Origin of the sequence: Leptospira perolatii, from assembly GCF_002811875.1 — a bacterium.
GTDB classification, from domain to species: domain Bacteria; phylum Spirochaetota; class Leptospiria; order Leptospirales; family Leptospiraceae; genus Leptospira_B; species Leptospira_B perolatii.
This window is the reverse complement of the sequence record NZ_NPDZ01000006.1, coordinates 30,743-48,558: the sequence shown is the minus strand read 5'-3', so window position 1 is coordinate 48,558 and position 17,816 is coordinate 30,743. Positions and strand designations below refer to the sequence as shown.

Genomic DNA, 17,816 nt, shown 5'->3' with positions numbered 1-17,816 from the left:
CCTTCGAAAACCTTGCTTAAGAAAGCACTCCTTGGTCCATTATATCATTTAGTTTATCCAAATTCTTTTGAGCTGTTTTGAAATCCGGTTTGATCTGGAGCGCCCTCATCCATTGCTCTCTCGCCTTGTCGTAATCGCCGAGATGAAAGTAAACAGAGCCTAAGTTATTACGAGCGTGATAATTTTTGGGAGAGACAGCGATGGACCGGTTGAAGTAACGTATGCATTCTTCCGTTTTTTGAGTAAAATAATAACAATTTGCAAGTCGGAACAGAACCCACGCGTGATCGTCGTCCATTCCCAAAGCCTTGAGATATTCTTGAATCGCTTTTCTGTATTCCTTATTCGAGTAATGCTGATCTGCTCTCAGAATCACGCTTCGCATTTCGGATTCAGAAATTTCAGTTTTCGCTTTGGAATCGATCTCAGATTCCCATGCCTCTTTAATCTTTTTATAAAGTACTAATGCTTCCTTATCATCCGGATAGATTTCTACGGCCTTCTTAATCATAAAGTCCGCCCTTGGCAGAATTCCGGACTCCAAGTATATTTCGGCGAGGTTCTTCAAATTTTTAAGATTGTGAGGCTCCCGCAGGAAGAGCCTTTCGGCTGCGTCTGCTGCCTTATCCCAATCTCCAAGCGCTGCGTGGGACTTAGATAATTGGAATATTGCATCACCATTGGTAGGGTCTAAAGTGACAAGCTCCTCAAAGCAGGCGATTGCTCTTTCGTAATCTTTCTTTGCCAGGAAGGCGACACCGCTTAAGTGGAGCAAGCTCGGAAGATCTTTGAACTTGCTCATGTAATTGTCTATGATCGCAATAACTTCGTCCGTTTTTCCTTTTTCAAGAAGTCTGTAGCCTCTTCGAATCGAGTCCTCTAAATCGGAAGAATAAGGAACAGCGATAGTTTTTTGCGGACCATCAAACTGGATTCGTAATAGAGAAAGATCGTCGATCAGTACACCTTGTTTTCTGGTGATTTCCCTTACGGTCTCGATTTGACCTTCTGCTTTTTCGACGGTTTTTAAAAATAGAGTTTCGTCCTCTTGTACTGTCTCTTCTCCCTCCAAATTTTTCACTAATATATCATCTCTACCGTCCGAGCCGACGAAGACTAAGTCGCCCTGCATCAGCTGAAAAATACGAACTGAAAAATGATCTTCTTGTCCGGGCATTCCCAATTTTCTAAGCGCAAGCTCGTTTTCTAGAAATGACGCCTTTCCATCTCTATAAAGTACGGAAAAAGGATGCTCAGCGTTGATATAGTACATGACTCCTGTTTCATTTTCGATGAGACCCATGCATACAGAGATATACATCGATCCATCAAACGACAAGAATACGTTCTGCAGATCCAAGAACCTTTCCTTTAACCAAGTCTCCGGATAAGAATTTGGATTTCGGGCCAATTTACTCCGGATCAATCCTGCGTTAAAGACGGCTCCGAAGACTAACGCTCCTCCTGCACCTTGGATCGACTTGCCCATCGCATCTCCGTTTATAAATACAGTATATTCTTTATTACGAAGAAATAATGAATCGGTGATGCAAATGTCTCCACCAATCTGCGCTTCCCAATTCCTAAATTTAAATTTCTTTTTCTGATCTATCAAGAAATCGGTATGTACGTTCTGCGATCTGTTATTGTTCGGCTGCAAAGGCTCTAACAAAAGGGAAGTAAGATAATAGTCTCCATCTTGCGCGATCTTGAGCGCTTGAACTTCTTTCAGCGTTCGATTGAGCTCGTCTGTCCTTTGCTCTACCATATGTTCCAGGTTCTGCGTAAAATCCTGAATCCTTTCGGTCATCTGATTAAATCGATTCGCGAGTTGTCCCAACTCGTCTTTTCCGGTAAGCTCAATTCTGTGATTCAAATTACCAGAACCGATCAGCTTAGCACCTTCCGCCAATTTGCGGATCGGTTTGGAAAACTCAACCGCTGAGTAAAACGCGATCCCTATCCCGATGATAAACAGGATCCCGCCTACTGCAAATATAGTGGCCCGAATCTGATTGACCGGAAGATAAACTTCTTCTTTATCAAATTCGAAAACGGCTGCCCCGACTCTCATGTTTTCGTTTCTTTGGGTAATGAAAATCGGATAGGTGAACTTTAGAACATTTCTGCCGCTCGAATTCTTGCTCTCAATGAGATCCATCGAATGTAAGCCTTTGATGTACTTGAGCTCGTATTCAGGAGCCTTCTTACCTACTCGTCCGTGGTTTTCGTATTCGGCGACATAGTAACCGTCGACATTTACAACGTAGACATCTGTTAAAGAAGAAATCTCATTTTCTTTCAATCTACTTAGTGCGGTTCTTGTCGCGTCGTAGGTCTCGTCTATCAGTAGTTCTTCGGTGGCAAGATTGGAAATATTGTGGGCTAAGTTTCGGCAGACTTCGAAAGTCTTTAGTGTCATAAGATTCTGATTTCTGTATAACACGATAATTGATAGAGGCAGCACGCATATGAGAACCACGCCACCGATCAGTAGAATCATCTTATTTCGTATCCTAAGGTTTCGGTAGAATGTGAAGATGAAGTTTAAAAATCCATTGATTGCAGATACCATTACTTATTCGGGCCACAAAGGTTTATGCCAAATTTCGCTCAGGTCAACTTAAAAACTTTTTCGATTCAATGCAGCACCTGATTATATAATGAAGACGCTCTTATTTCATGCATTTCGATTAATAAAACGATCGTGTTATTAAAATATGGCCCACTCTATCTAAGTTGACTTAAAGAAGTTAATATCTTTGTTAAATAGTACATAAATTACATTAATGAATGTTGATTCATAATCGAATCATAGTCAAAAGGTCTCTGATTCAGTATGAAATAAAAAAATGATTTGTAAAAATGTGATATACGTAGTACACGAACGGCTTTCGAATTCTTGGTCTCCTCAATGAAACGCCATTATACTTTAATTATATTTTTAATTAGTATTTTGTTTTATTCGCCTTTATACCCAAAAGAGGAATCAAACAATTTACTCTTTTTAGGCGGATTCTTACCTTATAAGCATTCTATAGAAAGAGCGACCGAAGATAAGATACTAGGTGTTCTTCAAAAAGACCTTTCTGGCTCAGGATTTACGTACAAAGTATTAGCGGCCTCCACTTGGAAGGAAAATGTTCAAAAAGCGAGCAAGGGAGGGGGCGTTTTTTATATCAGCGGCTTTTACTCTCGTAGCACATTCGGAAATCTTACCCTTTACGGGCAAATTTATGATCCTGAATCCGGAAACCTCATAGATGCCTATTCGGTCACTGACGAGGCCTCCAACTTCAGCCAAATTAGATTGCCGGCAGAAGAGAACAAGATCGACGATTCAGAAGTCATTAAACGGTTTTCCGAAAAGATATTACTTAGAATTCGTTTGAATACTTCTAAAAAGGAAAAGCGTGAAAACATAAACGAATATCTCCTCGCAAGCCCTTTAGGACAAGAATTGAATTTTCCCATCCGGCAAGAAGACCCAAAATCCGCCGGTACAGAAGTTTTCGATTTGATCCAGTCGCAAATTACAACATCTGCAACGAAATTCGAAAGAAGAGCAAACGAAGCTCCAAACCTAGTATCCATCATTAGAGATACGGAGATTAAAGAATACGGTAGGATTTCCCTCAACGACGTCATTTATCAATTACCTGGATTCGCTGCTTCCCAAGACTATGATCGCAGAACAGTTTCTTCGAGGGGGATGTTCGAGGGGTGGAACAACAACCACTTGATGCTACTTATGGATGGTGTTCAGTTTAACGATAATCTCTACGGTAGCGCTTATACCTGGGAAATCACACCACTGAATCTGATAAAATCACTCGAGGTAGTTCGGGGCCCTGGATCCGCTCTTTACGGTTCGAATGCAACAAACGGTGTCATCTCGATCAATACATACTCCGGAAAAGATATCAAAGGAGAGCTCAGGACAAGGGTTCGATATGGTGATTATGGAACCAGAATCTACGATTTCCTAACCGGAAACACGGGAGAATACTTCTCTTACGTACTAAGTGTGAATAGTTACGAAACGAACGGTAACGAATACGAATCGCGGGATGGATCAGGCAGAAGAGATATCTTTGGACAACCAGCTCAGTTCAAGATTAACGACGCCAGAAAAAACGGATACGTATTTGCAAAGATAGAAGGAGAGAAACACCTCAAAGGACTATCCATACAATATCACCAGCAAAATTGGTCTTTCGGAACCGGACACGGATGGTTATGGAGAATTCCGGACTTTCAGGAATCCATGTCGGAAACCAGACAACTTGCTACCATCAAATACACGAATCAAATCACGGATAAACTTTCCCAGGAGTACGTACTTCGATACCAAAGACATGGAATCGAATGGAACACTAGATATGGGGAAAACGGTGCATATGATAACTACTATCCAGCAGGTATTTGGGAATATTTAAACACTTCGGCTCGGGATGTTCTTGGTCGGGCTCAGCTCAGATATTCCTTTGGGAAAGGAGGTAGTTTGTTAGGCGGTGTGGAAGCTGACCAATTTTTGTATGGAGGAGACAAGGACCATAACAGTAACGCGGCGTTAAGCGACGTGGCTGGAGGATATCCTCCGAATCCAGATAACGCAACGAAAAGACTTGGGCCCTGGTTGGAGTGGATTAAAGATATTCCGATCTACAAAGTTGGTGCCTTCGGACAGTTGGTTTCTGGAAAGCTATTTGGTGATCATTTAGAGATCACACTCGGCGTGCGCTACGACGAGATGAGAGCGAACTTTAAAAGTATCGATAAGCCCTATTCGGATGTATTACCTTTTGATTATGAACCAAGGGACCGTTTGACCTTCCGGAGAACAAGCCCCCGGGTAGGTATTGTATACTTCGCGCGGAAAGATCTTACGATCAAGGCAATGGCTGGACGAGCTTTCCGAGAACCTTCGATAACGGAATTATTCGGAGCAAATACTTTCTCGTTAGCATCCAACCCGCGCCATTTGAAACCGGAAATTATCACAACGGGTGAATTGGCTTTAGACTGGTTTGCAAATAAATACATGAACTTCCGGGTAAACGTCTTTCGAACTAAATTCGAAAATCAAATCGCATACAGTATTGCGAACAACAACTTGAGCACGAACATATACTCATTAACCACCGAGGGCTCTGAAGGAGAGCTACTGCTCTCTTACCAAAAGGTTTCAGGGTTCTTAAACTACTCTTATAGCAGAAGATTGGACGAAAAGATTGACGATACGACCGTAGCGCCTAGCAAGAGTCAGGTGACTTGGGCGCCAGCTCATACCGGAAACATCGGAATTCGGTATGAAGGAGATAGTTGGTCCGGAAGTTTTTCCGTGCAAAGACAAGGTAGAGTCTATCGTCGGGAAAGCGACTACGGACAAGTAAATGAATTCACCCAGAAATTCTATGGAGTTCCTTCGGAAGAAGCACTTTATCGAACCAAATCAGTCGACCCATGGGTGCAGGCTAACTTACGTCTGATGTATAAACTCGGATATGGTTGGGAAATCGGTCTTTACGCGAGCAATGTAATGAATTCCGCGCAAACATTACTAAAAAATAATCTTTATCCCTTCGACTATCAACGAGAAGGTAGAAGGGTGTTCCTGGAAATCAGCGGAAAACTTTAAAGTTCCCGGTAAAAATCGCTCAAACGTTTTAGAGAGGAGAGATATAATTCCCGCAATTCAACAGGCTCTATCGATACGAGCGAATTCGGCTCTTTCCAGAGAAACGGAAGTAGTCCCTCTAAATTCCTAGAATTGAATTTGATTTCCAACCCGTTTTCTTCAAAGTGCATTCCGGAAAGAAATAACTTCACTTTCAAAAGCGATTCTTCCCTACAATTCCAGACCACCGATTTAGGATCGTGAACCGGGAATAAGCCCGCATGCACAATTTGATCTTCCCAGGTCTCTCGATTTGCACCTTTTGCCTGGTACAAAAAATCACCCTGTAAAGGTTCCGCCTTTAGAATCTTAGGAAGTATAAACCTTTTTTTGGTTTTGGAAGCTCGGTCCAAACCAAGCAGATAGTAATCCTCCCCTCCTTTTCTCAGAATTCGGATCGGATCCACTTCTATAAAATAAGATTCTTCCGGTACAGTCTTGTAGTATTTCATTTTGATCGGAGTACGATTTCGAAGAGCTTCGAGAACGATAAATGCTACTTCGCCCAAATCTTCCGAGGCTTCTTTAGGTTCCTCAGACAGTTCAGGAAAATAACCCAGATCACCTGCAAATATTTTTTGCGCAGTGGAATAATACTCTAACCTTGGACTCTTTGTATAAGCTTCTAATAAAATTGCAGACATTTCTCTGAGTTCATCCGGAGAAAACCGAAGAGACTTTATAAAGTTGTCCTTTTCCAAAACGTACACAAAGTCTTGTTCGTTTTTCTGAGGATAGTAGCGAATATGAAAACCCAGTTCCTCGAGTTCTTGGATATCTCTGGAAAGTTTTCTTCGGTCCGAATCCTGGTTTTCGTTTTGATAGAATTCGGACATGATCCTCTTTAAAGAGGAGAGGGTCAGTCCTTCCGGATATTGAAAAAAGTTAAATAATAGAGTCAGTATCCTACTCTCGGTAGGATTCATTTCTCTCGGCTCGATTTCTAAATCAAGATCCTTATCTAGCCCTTCTTGTTGGTTCGCCACACATCAGAAATTATGCAATCCGAAAGGCCAGGCAACCAGAAATCCCAAGAAATGCGCGAATGCGTATCGATTTTCCAAATAAAAACCGCTTGAAGGCTAAACTGTTTCTCAGAGAATTTCCCCTCCCCGCATCAGGAAGAAAAGGTACAACTATGGGAAAATTTCTAGGATATATTACACCTCACTTTGTAGGACTCGTTTTAATTTTAGTCGGTTGGTGGACCACGATTATTAATGTGGGAATGTTACGATTCACCGACCAAAGCTATTTTAACCAGTGGACGATTTCTGGATTGGTGCTGATTCTTATTGGCGCGTATTTGCCTGAAATTTGGATTTTTATCTGGAAGAAGGTCCGTCAGGAATAGTGTTTTTCTTGTACATTTTTCGCCTATTTTGTATGCTGCAGAATATGTAGAAGAGGTCTGGCTTGTCTTTCGGGCTAGTGAGTTTTCCTTAGCGCGCGTCTAGCCGTTATAGCAAAACTCGTGAACCTGAAAAAAGTCTAGACATTTTCTAGCAAAGTAGTTCGCAGATAAAAAGGGCTTTTTCTCCAAGTATTTGCTGTTCCGACAGTTCTAGGATAGCCGAAAAAAACCTTTACTAAGTTTGTACGCGAACTACAATGCGACATAATAAAATTATTTGAACGTGGGAATAGGATGAGCGCGGAAACCGAGGTACTTGAAAAAAGCCCGAGGAAAAAAACTGAGATCGAGTTTAATAAACCCACCCTTTCTCGGGAGGACCTGAAAACAGTACTCGAAGCTCTTGTTGAAGATCATCTATCTTCCGGGTCAGTCACCACTCGCTTTGAAAAAGCTTTTTCTTCTACTCTCCGTACCAAATATGTAGTTTCCGCCAACAGCCTGACTGCCGCCTACCATCTAGCATTACTAGCATTAGAAATCCAACCTGGAGATAAGGTAGTTCTTTCCACGAACGCGCCTTTGGCGGCGTTAGACGCAGTCTTCCTAGTCCAGGCAATTCCTTACGTAGTCGATTTAGACAAGCATTCCTTTCACCCAAACATAGAAGCAATCAATCGAGCCGCACAAGATGAAACCGTAAAAGCAATTTTACTCGATCACAGCTTCGGTGCACTTTTAGATTTTTCTAAATATACTCTGAATGGAAAACCTACTGTAGAAGATTTTTCGGAAGCAGTAGGGGCAAGCACCGAGACCTTTACTCCCGGAAAACAAGGATCGATTTCCTTGTGCGGACTTTCCGTAGAGCACCTGATCACCACCGGGAACGGCGCGTTAGTTTGCACAGACTACGATCAAATTCAGAAAAAAATCAGGGCGCGGAAAGAAGGAAGAGAACCTTACGCGAGAAAAGAAGGATTGCCCAGAATGGACTACGATATGATCGACTACCAAGCGGCACTTGGAATCGAGCAGTTGTCCAAGCTCGGAGTCATACTCGAGAGAAAAAGAAAAATCGCCCAAGTCTATCTGCAGTCGATTCAAGGCTCGCAAGTCACTTCGCATTACAACGATCCGAATTCGGACACATTCAACCGATTCGTAATACTTGCTCCGGGAAATTACGAACAAGTGGAGAGATACTTTCGCTCTCTTCATATCGGAACAAAACGTTCGGTCGTCGAACCAATCCACCACATTCTAGATTTGCCGAATGCGGATTATCCGAACGGAGAGAGATTGTTCCAAAGAGGACACTGCATCCCTGTTTACCCTAACCTAACCAAAGATAATATACAAAGAATCTCTCAAGCGATTCGTAGAATCTACTGATTTTACTTAGAGAAGGGTTAGACCGAAGTCGATCCTCTCTGTCGAATTTCCTAAAACTTTTCCGATATTTCTTTTCGAAAAATTGCGAAGTACTGGAAATGGAATGATAAGCTAGTAAAGTTATCTAGCCTTAAGTTTCCGCATGAATTTCGACTCGTGCTTTGGGAGGCCAAATGAATATCGCGCTGCTCTCCATTAAACGTCCAATCTTTATCACAAGCTTAGTGATTCTGATGCTGATCACAGGAATATTCTCATTATTTAAAATGGGAGTCGACCTATTCCCGGACGTAAACATCCCCGTCGTTTCAGTAACGACAATTTATCCTGGCGCAGGTCCGGAAGAGATAGAAGAACTGATTTCGAAGCCCTTAGAAGAAGAGTTATCTTCTATTTCGGGTCTGAAAAAGATCACTTCGTTTAACCAAGAAAGCGTCTCCATCGTAATGGGACAATTCACTCTGGATACAGACATCAAATATGCAGAGCAACAATTCAGAGATAAAACTGCATTAGTTCGCCCTAAATTACCTGACGGTATCAAAGAACCTAAGGTCGTCAGATTCGATCCTGCAGACCAGCCAATCGTCAGACTTGCAGTATTTGCTGATTTAGGTCAGGCAAAATTATATGACCTGGCAAAAGAAACAGTAAAAGGAAAACTCGAGCAGATTCCAGGCGTGGGCGCTGTAAGACTTGTAGGTGGAACCAGAAGAGAAATTCAGATCGAACTGGATCGTAACAAGCTGGTCGCTTATCAAATGCCTGTGGTAGTCATCGCGAATCGATTGAAATCCGCTGGCTTGAACGTCCCGGTTGGTAAACACGAAACCGGAACCAAGGAAACTTCCTACCGGACATTAGGAAGGTATGAATCTATATCACAAATTGAGAATACTCTTGTTTCCTTCGGTGGAGATGTCGGCAATTCAGTCCTGATCAAGGAACTCGGAAGTGTCAGGGATGGCACTGAGGACGAGAACACGTTAGGCTTCCTTTGGGCCCCTAAAAATTATGTGGAGGAAGTGGAAGAAGTCGGTTTCTTCATCAATCCGTTTAAATGGGTCTACCAAAAAGGAAAGCGCCTCGCACGCTTCTTTTCTCGCCAAAAAGAGGAGCCGATCGAGAGAGAGTTAAAACCGGCTTTATTCGTTGATGTGTACAAACAATCAGGTGCGAATACCGTTGCTGTCGCCGACGAGGTCTTGAGAAGGATTGATAAGTTGAATGCGGAGATTTCTCCTTTAGCAGGAAAACCTAAAATTCGACTGATCCGGGATGGATCCAAATGGATCCGTTACAACGTTGAGGACGTTACGGAAGCAATCGTGATCGGGATCTTATTGGCGGTTATCACTGTTTACTTCTTCCTAGGAAATCTAAGGTCGACGATCATCACCGGACTTGCGCTTCCAAACTCTTTGCTCGGTGCATTTGTCATCATGTGGGTGATGGGATTTACGATCAATGTGATGACACTACTCGCGCTCTCGCTCGCAGTAGGTTTGTTAGTCGATGATGCGATCGTGGTCCGGGAAAATATTTTCAGGAAATTGGAAGAAGGCGCGAGCGTTCTAGAAGCTTCCGAAAAAGGAACCATGGAAGTAGCTCTGGCTGTCATCGGTACCTCTTTGACCGTAATTGCGGTATTCTTCCCGGTTGGGTTCCTTTCCGGAATCGTAGGCCAGTTCTTTAAGCAATTCGGATTAACCGTAGTCTTCGCGATGCTAATCTCATTGTTTGACGGTTTGTTCGTTGCGCCTATGCTTTCGGCTTACTTCGCCGGAAAACTGGATCACGGGGAGAGAAACTGGGCCGTCAAAACCTTCGACGAATTCCAGAACTGGCTCGAAAGAGTCTATGGCAAACTTATGCGATTTGCCGTGGTCTGGCCTGGAAACCTGATTACAGTCCTAGCTACCTTTCTCATCTTCTTTCTATCACTCGTTAGTGTGAAGTTTGTAAATAAGACATTCCTTCCAGCAAATGACCAAGGAGAATTCATGGTCACACTGGACCTTCCACCCGGCACTAGCTTACAGGGGACGAAGGAGGTCGTAGATAAAGTTTTACTGGATCTGGAAAAAGTTCCGGAGATGGATAAGATTGCTGTTACGATAGGAAAACCGGATGGAGGAGAACCTAACACATCCATACTCAGTATCGCTTTGGTATCTTCTAAAAAAAGAAGCCGTCATACGACCGATGTAAAAGAAGAAATTCGTAATATGCTAAAAGCGTATGCCTACGCCAGACCAGCGGTTTCGGATTATTCCGCTGTCGGTGGAGGAGTGCAATATCCATTTCAGTTAGTGCTCAAAGGTGAAAACTTGGCCGAAGTGCACGAATATTCCAAAAAAGTGATAGAGAAACTGAAGTCGGATCCAAAACTTTCGAAACACTTGGCAGACATAGATTCCGATTACAGAGAAGGTAAGCCCGAATATCAGATCGTTCTAGACAATGCTAGAATGCAGTTGGTAGGGGTGCTTCCTGGAGTGGCGGGCTCCGAGCTCAGATACCATATCGCCGGCGACACGGTCAGCAAGTATTACGATAGAGGAATCGAGTACGAAGTAAGGATGAGATTGAGACCAGACCAAAGGAACCTCAGAGACTCCTATGCCCTGACCAAGGTACCGAATATTGCAAACCGATTGATTCCACTGAATGCGATCAGTTCCGGAAAAGAAACTTTAGGACCGTCTAGAATCAACCGGATCGATAGAGCAAGAGCTATCGTGATCAATGCAAACCTGGCACCGGGAGGCGCGATCGGAACCGCGATGGAAGATACGATCAAGTTGCTTTCTACCGATCTGCAACCTCCACAAGGAGTTCGATATAATTTCCAAGGACAGTCCGAAGATTTGAAGGAACTAATTGTAAATATAGGCATAGCATTTGGCCTTGCGTTGATCTTTATTTATTTGGTTCTATCTTCCTTGTATGAGTCGTTCATTACTCCGATTACGATTCTGTTCGCGATTCCACCTGCAATTTCCGGAGCATTCTTCGCGTTACTACTCACTGGAGAAATGCTAAACATATTCTCCATGATCGGATTGATCCTTCTCATGGGTCTTGTGGCGAAGAACTCGATCTTGTTAGTGGATTATGCGATGCAGGCGATGAGAGAAAAGGGCCTGTCCAGATCCGAAGCAATTTACGAAGCGGGATTGATCCGGCTTCGACCAATTTTGATGACTTCGATCGCGATGATTATGGGCACGATCCCGATCGCTTTAGGTTTAGGAGAGGCTGCAAAATCCAGGACCGCCATGGGGATTGCGATAATCGGAGGGTTGATCCTTTCCACTCTTGTAACTCTCATCGTGGTTCCTGCAATTTTTGGTGGAATTGACTGGATTCGAGAATGGCTAGAAAGCAAATTCCGTCCGGATATGTCGGCTACGATTTCCCACACTCCCGGAACTAGCGCGCAAGCCGGTTCGCATTCTTCTAAAGTGCATTCACCCGCGACAGTTCAAACTTCTTCTTTGAAAGAATGGGCCGACGAAGTAAGAAACGAGGCTTTTCCAAACGGAAGGAAAACAAAGAGCGGAGCGAAAAAGAAGAAAGTCTGAGAGCTTTGAGCGGTCTTGAGTTTTAGTAAAGCCGGAATTGGCATAGCTAAGCTCGCGACTAGAAAAGCAAGAGACGAGAATCAAGCATTCCCGAAGAGCGAAGCCAGGAAGGCGGAGCGTTCCGGAGCTCAGCACAGGATGTGCTGGCGAAGGACGAGGGATGCTGTTCTCGTCTCTAATTTGATCTGATTATTGCCCGTTTCCGGCTTTGTCTTGGCGCGTTTCGTTATAGTGTTAGGCGCTTTCAGCGAAAGGACGTCTGTTCTGGGTAAAATTGAGAAGCCAGAATAAAGATAAAGATACTGACTGCAATCCCGATCGAAGCGAGCAGAACATCCTTTCCGACTTTGCGGAAAGTTTCCAAGTACGGAAGGTCTCGATAAGTCAAAAAGTTTAATATGATTTCTCTGCCCGCTAGCATTCCTAGAAATACCCATGTAGTCGACATAGGCATATTACTCAGCTTTTGAAAGAATATTAGAATGCATGCATATACTATATCTACAATTGTAGCGGCCTTGGACCATTGAATGTCCGATTTCTCTGTCACGATTTCCTGGATCGTTCCACCGTTTGTATAAAGAATAATTCCAAGTGCGAAAAACAATATAACTACTGCAACCGAGAGTTCTATTCCGCCTAGCTGCCTGGGAAGATAGACAACTATATTGGCCGCGTCCTGGGCCAACCACGCGCCCCACAAAAACAAGGTGGAGAACCATTGCAAGATCGCCCATCTGCGTTCTGTTCTAGGATCCGGAGTATGATCTTCCATGTACTCTTTTGGATCGAGTTTCACCAAAATTCCCCAGACTACCAAAGCTGTTATGAAGGCGATAACGTAACCCAGGAAAGACTTTGTGAGCATCTTTTCGATATTCTGACCACCAAACAGTCCTAAGATGAGAAAAGTAGTGGATACTGGAGATTTCAGTCTCGTGATAACAACAAGGATAATTGGCGCAATCAACTGCAGCAGGTTGAAATTCTCGACTTCGGGAAACGAATCCAGTCGATTAAAATGAACCTCGTACCCCGGTTGGTGAGTCCTGCCAGGCAAAAGCCAAGCGATCGCAAAAATCACAGCGAGCAATCCGCCTAGTGCCAAAAGCTTAGGGGCCCAGTGCACCGATTTCTTACTTTCGATGAAAGTTCCGACTGTTTGTACTGCGTCGTTTCCGGCCACGGAAAATGCTGAAATAGTAAATGCAAACCATCCTAGGTAATAGGATGGAATTCCGTAAAAATAGCCTAACACCATCGTGAGCGTAGCCAAAACTACGATACTGTAGAATCGAATCTGGTCTCGAAAAGAAGGATGCTGAAAATCTGTTTGCTTCATTGAAAAGCACAAGGCCTATCCCTTGCAGGTCCTGCGAACCAAAGGACAAAATTCCTTTGTAGGAATAGAAAACCGGAACCGGATCGCCAGGTCAAGGTCGATCCAACTCCGGATTTGGATAAAGGCGCCATTCGAAAATGTTTCTCCGATGGCGAAATTTTAGCGCAGAACTCTACTCTAGGTAGTGTTTGCTGTATCTTGCTTCGATATCCTTGATATCAAACAAAATGAAGAAGTCTATAGTTTTGAACACGCTGTCGAGCGCAGGAGTTCCGCACATCAAAGATCCTGCACGGATATATCCTTTGATCAGAGAGGGAATTCTTTTTGAAACTTCTTTCATATCGCCCGCTTCGTAATTCGGATTGAAACCCGGAATTTCGTAACCCGGTAGAGGTTTTACGTCAAACTCTCCAGTGAGAAGTGCGTTTTTGTCCTTTAGAAAAGCGTAAACTTCGTTAGCTGCTTGAGTATCAGTATTATGAACGGAACCGCAACCGAAAAGGTAACGAACTCCTTTTTTCTTCATGTACTCTCCAAGTCCAGCCCAGAGCAAGCTAATCACCGAACCATCGCGATATTCAGGATGAACGCAACTGCGACCAATTTCTGCAGGTTCTTCTTTTAGTTCATATATTTTTGTGATATCAAATTCATTGTCGGAATAGAATCCGAGATTTGCCTTAGCAACTTCTCTTCTCAAAATTCTGTAAGTTCCAACAATCATATCGTCTCTGTTCTGATCGATTACGATCAGGTGATCGCAGAATAGATCGTATTCATCTCTGTCTTTTCTGGTAGCTGCAGATTGTGGCAAACCCTCGCCTAATTCGAGATTAAAAACATCGTAGCGAAGTGCTAGAGTTCTTTCGATCTCGAGCTGATTTTCAGCAATCTTTACTTGAAGCTTACGTTCGGTCTTTAATGTATTACGAGCACTTGAACCCATTTCAGTATTCTCTTCCTTGGTATTAGGATAGTTCTATCAATGCCTTTAATCGGTTACATCTCGATTACGTTGGAAAGAAATTCCGGTGACTCTCCGGATTCAATTTGGTCTTTTTATCCGACCATTCTATGCTGCGCAGTCAATTTTTGGACATAACTGGAAAGCAATTCTTTCCCCTTTGGGTCGAAAGATACGAACTGTACCCCGAAATATCCTTGTGCTTCCCTGGATTTTCCCAAGTGCCGGATCTTGCCTTTTGCTTTGAAAGGTTTATATCCTGGAAGTGAAACGAGAATTTGTATTTCTGAATTTAAATCACAGCCTTCGAATCCATGGGGAACTCTCACTGCAATTCCACCCATGCTAATATCCTGAGCGACCAAAATATCTAAAAAGCCGTTACCCATCAGCTGAATCTGAACTGGTTGGGCAGGAAAGGGTACCACACGAACTTGCTGTCTTTTATCCCGATTCATTCCATCTCCCCCTGCGATAAAACGGTGCAATACTACACTACAATCTATGAGACGGTAGAAAAAAATGTCTTCTTTTAGGAAAAAAATGCTGTTTGAGGGGAATGTACGGAACTTTACATCTACAAGCCTAGGTCTTCTTCTGCCCCTGGGATTAGGCTAAATTTTAGGCCTTCTAGAGCCTTTTGCACTTTCTTTTGGAATTTCCTATTGAATACAAAAGGCGAAAGAGTCTTTTCCAAAAAGAAGATCATCTCCACGGGCTTCCATTCTATGATCCCGAGCTTGTGATCTTGAATCTTTTGATGGTAGAGTAGTGTAGAAATAGCGCGAATGGAATGTTTCGGAAAATCTCTTCGCAAAGCGCGGAACAATGCTTTTGCTCTAGGCTCCAGGAAATGAAATTTTCTAGAGAATAGAACAGCATCATGAAAATACTCAGGTCTGACTACGGCTCCATTCAACCTAAGCGAGATGATCAGAAATCCTATGAAATCCGAAACTTCCTGATAGATACCTAAGCCGGGAACATCCTGCCCTGGATAGAGTCTTTCTTCTTTAGAATTTTTTAATTTAGGGTGTCGGGTCTGAAGCCAATTTACTACTAAGTATTTTTCTTTGAAAAAGTAATCATTGATTTCAATTCTATATTCTTGGATGCTCAATCGGATATGAATCAGCACCTCCCCCTCGCAAGTAACAAGTACTCTCTGGTAAAGGTCGTCTGTACCGAAGATTTCTAATTGCGAAGCAGCATAACCTTTTTTATCAAGTTCGGCTTTTACGCCTGTGACTTCTAAAAGCTCCCAGATTTTTTCTTTGGAAAGAGACTGAAAAAGAACTCCTGAATCCCGTTGGTCTGCATCTATCGCCGCACAGAGAAAGTCATCGTAAACAAAATCAAAAAAGCGTGGATTATTATGGGCTAATCTCGGCATGGGCTCGCATTTCTTTCATGCTTTTCCAAATTCCCTTTTTTTCAAGGATTAATTTGGAGGCAGAACCTTACGAAACTTTCCGAGAATCTTAAGTTGCCCGAAATGGAGTTTAGGATTTCACCGACTTGCGAAAATGAAAGTAAGCTTTTATCACCTCGTCCGGTGCTTCCGTTTGCGGGTAATGACCGATGCCCGGAATTTCGTACACAAGTGCTTCAGGTCTGAATTGTTTTAATCTGTCCACAACATGTTTTCCGCTGACAGGATCCATCAATCCGTCGGCAAAAGCAAATGGCACTGGACAATCGAGGATCGCTCCGACCCAACGTTCTCTAAAAAATTTTCTTTCTCGCATATAACGTATCAACTTATGATAAATCGCGCTACCTCCTCCATTGTTGATGCATTCCCAAAATCCATCTAGCTCTTCATGACTTGGTTTTGAGTTTGGACCGAACACGGCCGAAAAACTTACCATGAAATTACGCTTATTTATGAATTTGGTAAATAGAAAACCAAGTGGACTGTTCAAGAGCTTTTGCACTGGTCGGGGTCTGTGGGTTTCCGGAAAGATTCCACCATTGAGAAAAAATGCAGATTTAATCTCCGGACCTCCGATTCTTTGTCCGGCCAGCTTTTCTCTAAACCGAGCCAATAATTCTTGAGCGACTGTATCCCCCAAATCATGCGCAAGAATATGCACTTGTTTGATATTTAACTCGTCTAACAGAGCCTCTACCTGGTCCGCATATTCGAAGATGGAATAATGCCCACCTTTCGGTTTATCAGAAAATCCGAATCCTATATAATCCGGAGCGATCACATGATACTTGGATATTAACTTTTCCCATACATCCTTCCAATCCCAAGATGAAGTGGGAAATCCGTGCAAAAGCAAAAGAGCCTGACCATCTCCTCCTTCTCGGTAGAAAATTTTTTTGTGCTTCCATTCAAAAAAAGATCCGGATGCTTTCCACGCGAGAGGATGAGTTTTCCAAGAGGTATGCGCCATACAAGTGTGAGAGAATACAACTTCGGCCTCACAATTCAACTGAAATTCGTTTTCAGTTCAATTTACGGAAGAAAGTAATCTGTTCAAAAACTGCTTTCTCTGATTCCCTTCAGGAAATTTTCCGAATCCGCCTTTTATATTATCTCGAAGATGTTGCACCTTTGATGTCGCAGGCAAAACGCAGGTCACCGCCGGATGAGAAATTAGATATTTCAGAAAAGCTTGGGCAAATGTCTCGCAGTCCCATTCCTTAAAATAGTCCGGAAGTTTTTTTCCTTTTACCAAATTGAATAGCTCCCCTTCTTCAAAGGGACGGTTGACCAAAACTGCGATTCCGCTTTCCTGAGCAAAAGGCAATATTCTGTCCTCTGCATTTCTAGTGAGAATCGAGTATGGAATCTGTATAAAATCCGGTTTTAGCCTCAGAGCAACTCTTTCCATTTCGGAAAATGCGGCTGTAGTAAAATGGGTCAACCCTATGTATCGAATCCGACCTGCTTCTTTGAGTGACTTCAAAGTAGGAATATGCGCATCAGTATCAAGTAAATTATGAATTTGGAATAGATCGATTTTTTGGGCCTTCATTTTTCGAAAAGATTCTTCGATTTGCTTTTTGCCTGATTCCTCCCCCCTGGTCCAAACCTTAGTCGCGAGAAAAAGTTTATTTCGTTGGTCCGCATCCAGCTTTTCCGAAAGGAGGCCGACTATTTCTTCCGCTCTGCCATACATCGGTGAAGAATCCAAAACTTTTCCCCCGAAGCGCAGAAACTCAGAAATGACTTCGTTTAACGGCGCCAAAGCTCCTGGGCTGCTGGCCACATCGAAGGTCTGCCAAGTCCCAAGTCCGATAACTGGGATCGGCTCATTTGTCCGAGGAATATTTCTATGGAGCATGGTCTTTCCTGCGAGATAAGATTTCTCCTGGGAGTATAAAATCGACGTACGACAGACTTCGGACGCTAATCCGGAACCTAAAATAATTTTGGAACAGAGCCCCAAAAAATCGGATCTGGAATATTTTTTCAAAGAATCAAAATGTCCAAAATTAGATCCCATAGATTCCGAAATCTTATTTAGAAAGTCGCT

General features: G+C 43.0%; 12 protein-coding genes. 4 read left to right on the top strand and 8 right to left on the bottom strand.

Annotation, left to right across the window (positions count from 1 at the left end):
- Nucleotides 1–16: 16 nt before the first annotated feature.
- On the bottom strand, nucleotides 17–2,503 hold the full coding sequence (locus CH373_RS10710) for a tetratricopeptide repeat protein (protein WP_243393360.1): 2,487 nt from the start codon (nucleotides 2,501–2,503) through the stop codon (nucleotides 17–19).
- Between the two features lie 411 nt (nucleotides 2,504–2,914).
- Between CH373_RS10710 and CH373_RS10705 the strand changes: the two genes are divergently transcribed.
- A complete protein-coding gene (locus tag CH373_RS10705; RefSeq protein WP_100713791.1) occupies nucleotides 2,915–5,641 on the top strand; it encodes a TonB-dependent receptor plug domain-containing protein in 2,727 nt (908 codons plus the stop codon).
- Here CH373_RS10705 and CH373_RS10700 read toward each other — a convergent pair.
- Nucleotides 5,638–6,666, bottom strand: a complete 1,029-nt coding sequence (locus CH373_RS10700) for a helix-turn-helix transcriptional regulator (protein WP_243393359.1) — start codon at nucleotides 6,664–6,666, stop codon at nucleotides 5,638–5,640. The two genes, CH373_RS10705 and CH373_RS10700, sit on opposite strands and share 4 nt — an antisense overlap.
- A gap of 152 nt (nucleotides 6,667–6,818) precedes the next feature.
- On the opposite strand from CH373_RS10700, the gene CH373_RS10695 reads away from it, so the two are divergent.
- From CH373_RS10695 to CH373_RS10685, 3 genes are all read left to right on the top strand, one after another.
- Entirely contained in the window at nucleotides 6,819–7,034 is a 216-nt protein-coding gene (locus CH373_RS10695) for a hypothetical protein (RefSeq protein ID WP_100713841.1), read from the top strand.
- 294 nt (nucleotides 7,035–7,328) lie between these two features.
- On the top strand, nucleotides 7,329–8,429 hold the full coding sequence (locus tag CH373_RS10690) for a DegT/DnrJ/EryC1/StrS family aminotransferase (RefSeq protein WP_100713792.1): 1,101 nt from the start codon (nucleotides 7,329–7,331) through the stop codon (nucleotides 8,427–8,429).
- Nucleotides 8,430–8,602: 173 nt separating this feature from the next.
- On the top strand, nucleotides 8,603–12,016 hold the full coding sequence (locus CH373_RS10685; RefSeq protein ID WP_100734093.1) for an efflux RND transporter permease subunit: 3,414 nt from the start codon (nucleotides 8,603–8,605) through the stop codon (nucleotides 12,014–12,016).
- A 244-nt stretch (nucleotides 12,017–12,260) separates the two neighbouring features.
- On the opposite strand, the gene CH373_RS10680 is transcribed toward CH373_RS10685, so the two are convergent.
- The 6 genes from CH373_RS10680 to CH373_RS10655 all read right to left on the bottom strand — a co-directional run bounded on the left by CH373_RS10680 (nucleotide 12,261) and on the right by CH373_RS10655 (nucleotide 17,786).
- Nucleotides 12,261–13,358: a hypothetical protein gene (locus CH373_RS10680; RefSeq protein WP_100713794.1), complete on the bottom strand. Its 1,098-nt coding sequence runs from the start codon at nucleotides 13,356–13,358 to the stop codon at nucleotides 12,261–12,263.
- A gap of 172 nt (nucleotides 13,359–13,530) precedes the next feature.
- The gene (locus tag CH373_RS10675) at nucleotides 13,531–14,307 is read right to left on the bottom strand and encodes a GNAT family N-acetyltransferase (RefSeq protein WP_100713795.1); all 777 of its coding nucleotides are present in this window, start codon (nucleotides 14,305–14,307) and stop codon (nucleotides 13,531–13,533) included.
- 113 nt (nucleotides 14,308–14,420) lie between these two features.
- Nucleotides 14,421–14,783 carry a PilZ domain-containing protein gene (locus tag CH373_RS10670; protein WP_100713796.1) on the bottom strand — a complete coding sequence of 121 codons (363 nt, stop codon included), beginning with the start codon at nucleotides 14,781–14,783 and terminating at the stop codon, nucleotides 14,421–14,423.
- 119 nt (nucleotides 14,784–14,902) lie between these two features.
- A complete protein-coding gene (locus CH373_RS10665) occupies nucleotides 14,903–15,718 on the bottom strand; it encodes a histone deacetylase (RefSeq protein ID WP_100713797.1) in 816 nt (271 codons plus the stop codon).
- A gap of 109 nt (nucleotides 15,719–15,827) precedes the next feature.
- On the bottom strand, nucleotides 15,828–16,730 hold the full coding sequence (locus CH373_RS10660; RefSeq protein ID WP_100713798.1) for an alpha/beta fold hydrolase: 903 nt from the start codon (nucleotides 16,728–16,730) through the stop codon (nucleotides 15,828–15,830).
- Nucleotides 16,731–16,787: 57 nt separating this feature from the next.
- Complete coding sequence (locus CH373_RS10655; RefSeq protein WP_100713799.1) at nucleotides 16,788–17,786, bottom strand: aldo/keto reductase; 999 nt, start codon at nucleotides 17,784–17,786, stop codon at nucleotides 16,788–16,790.
- Between the last annotated feature and the right edge of the window lie 30 nt (nucleotides 17,787–17,816).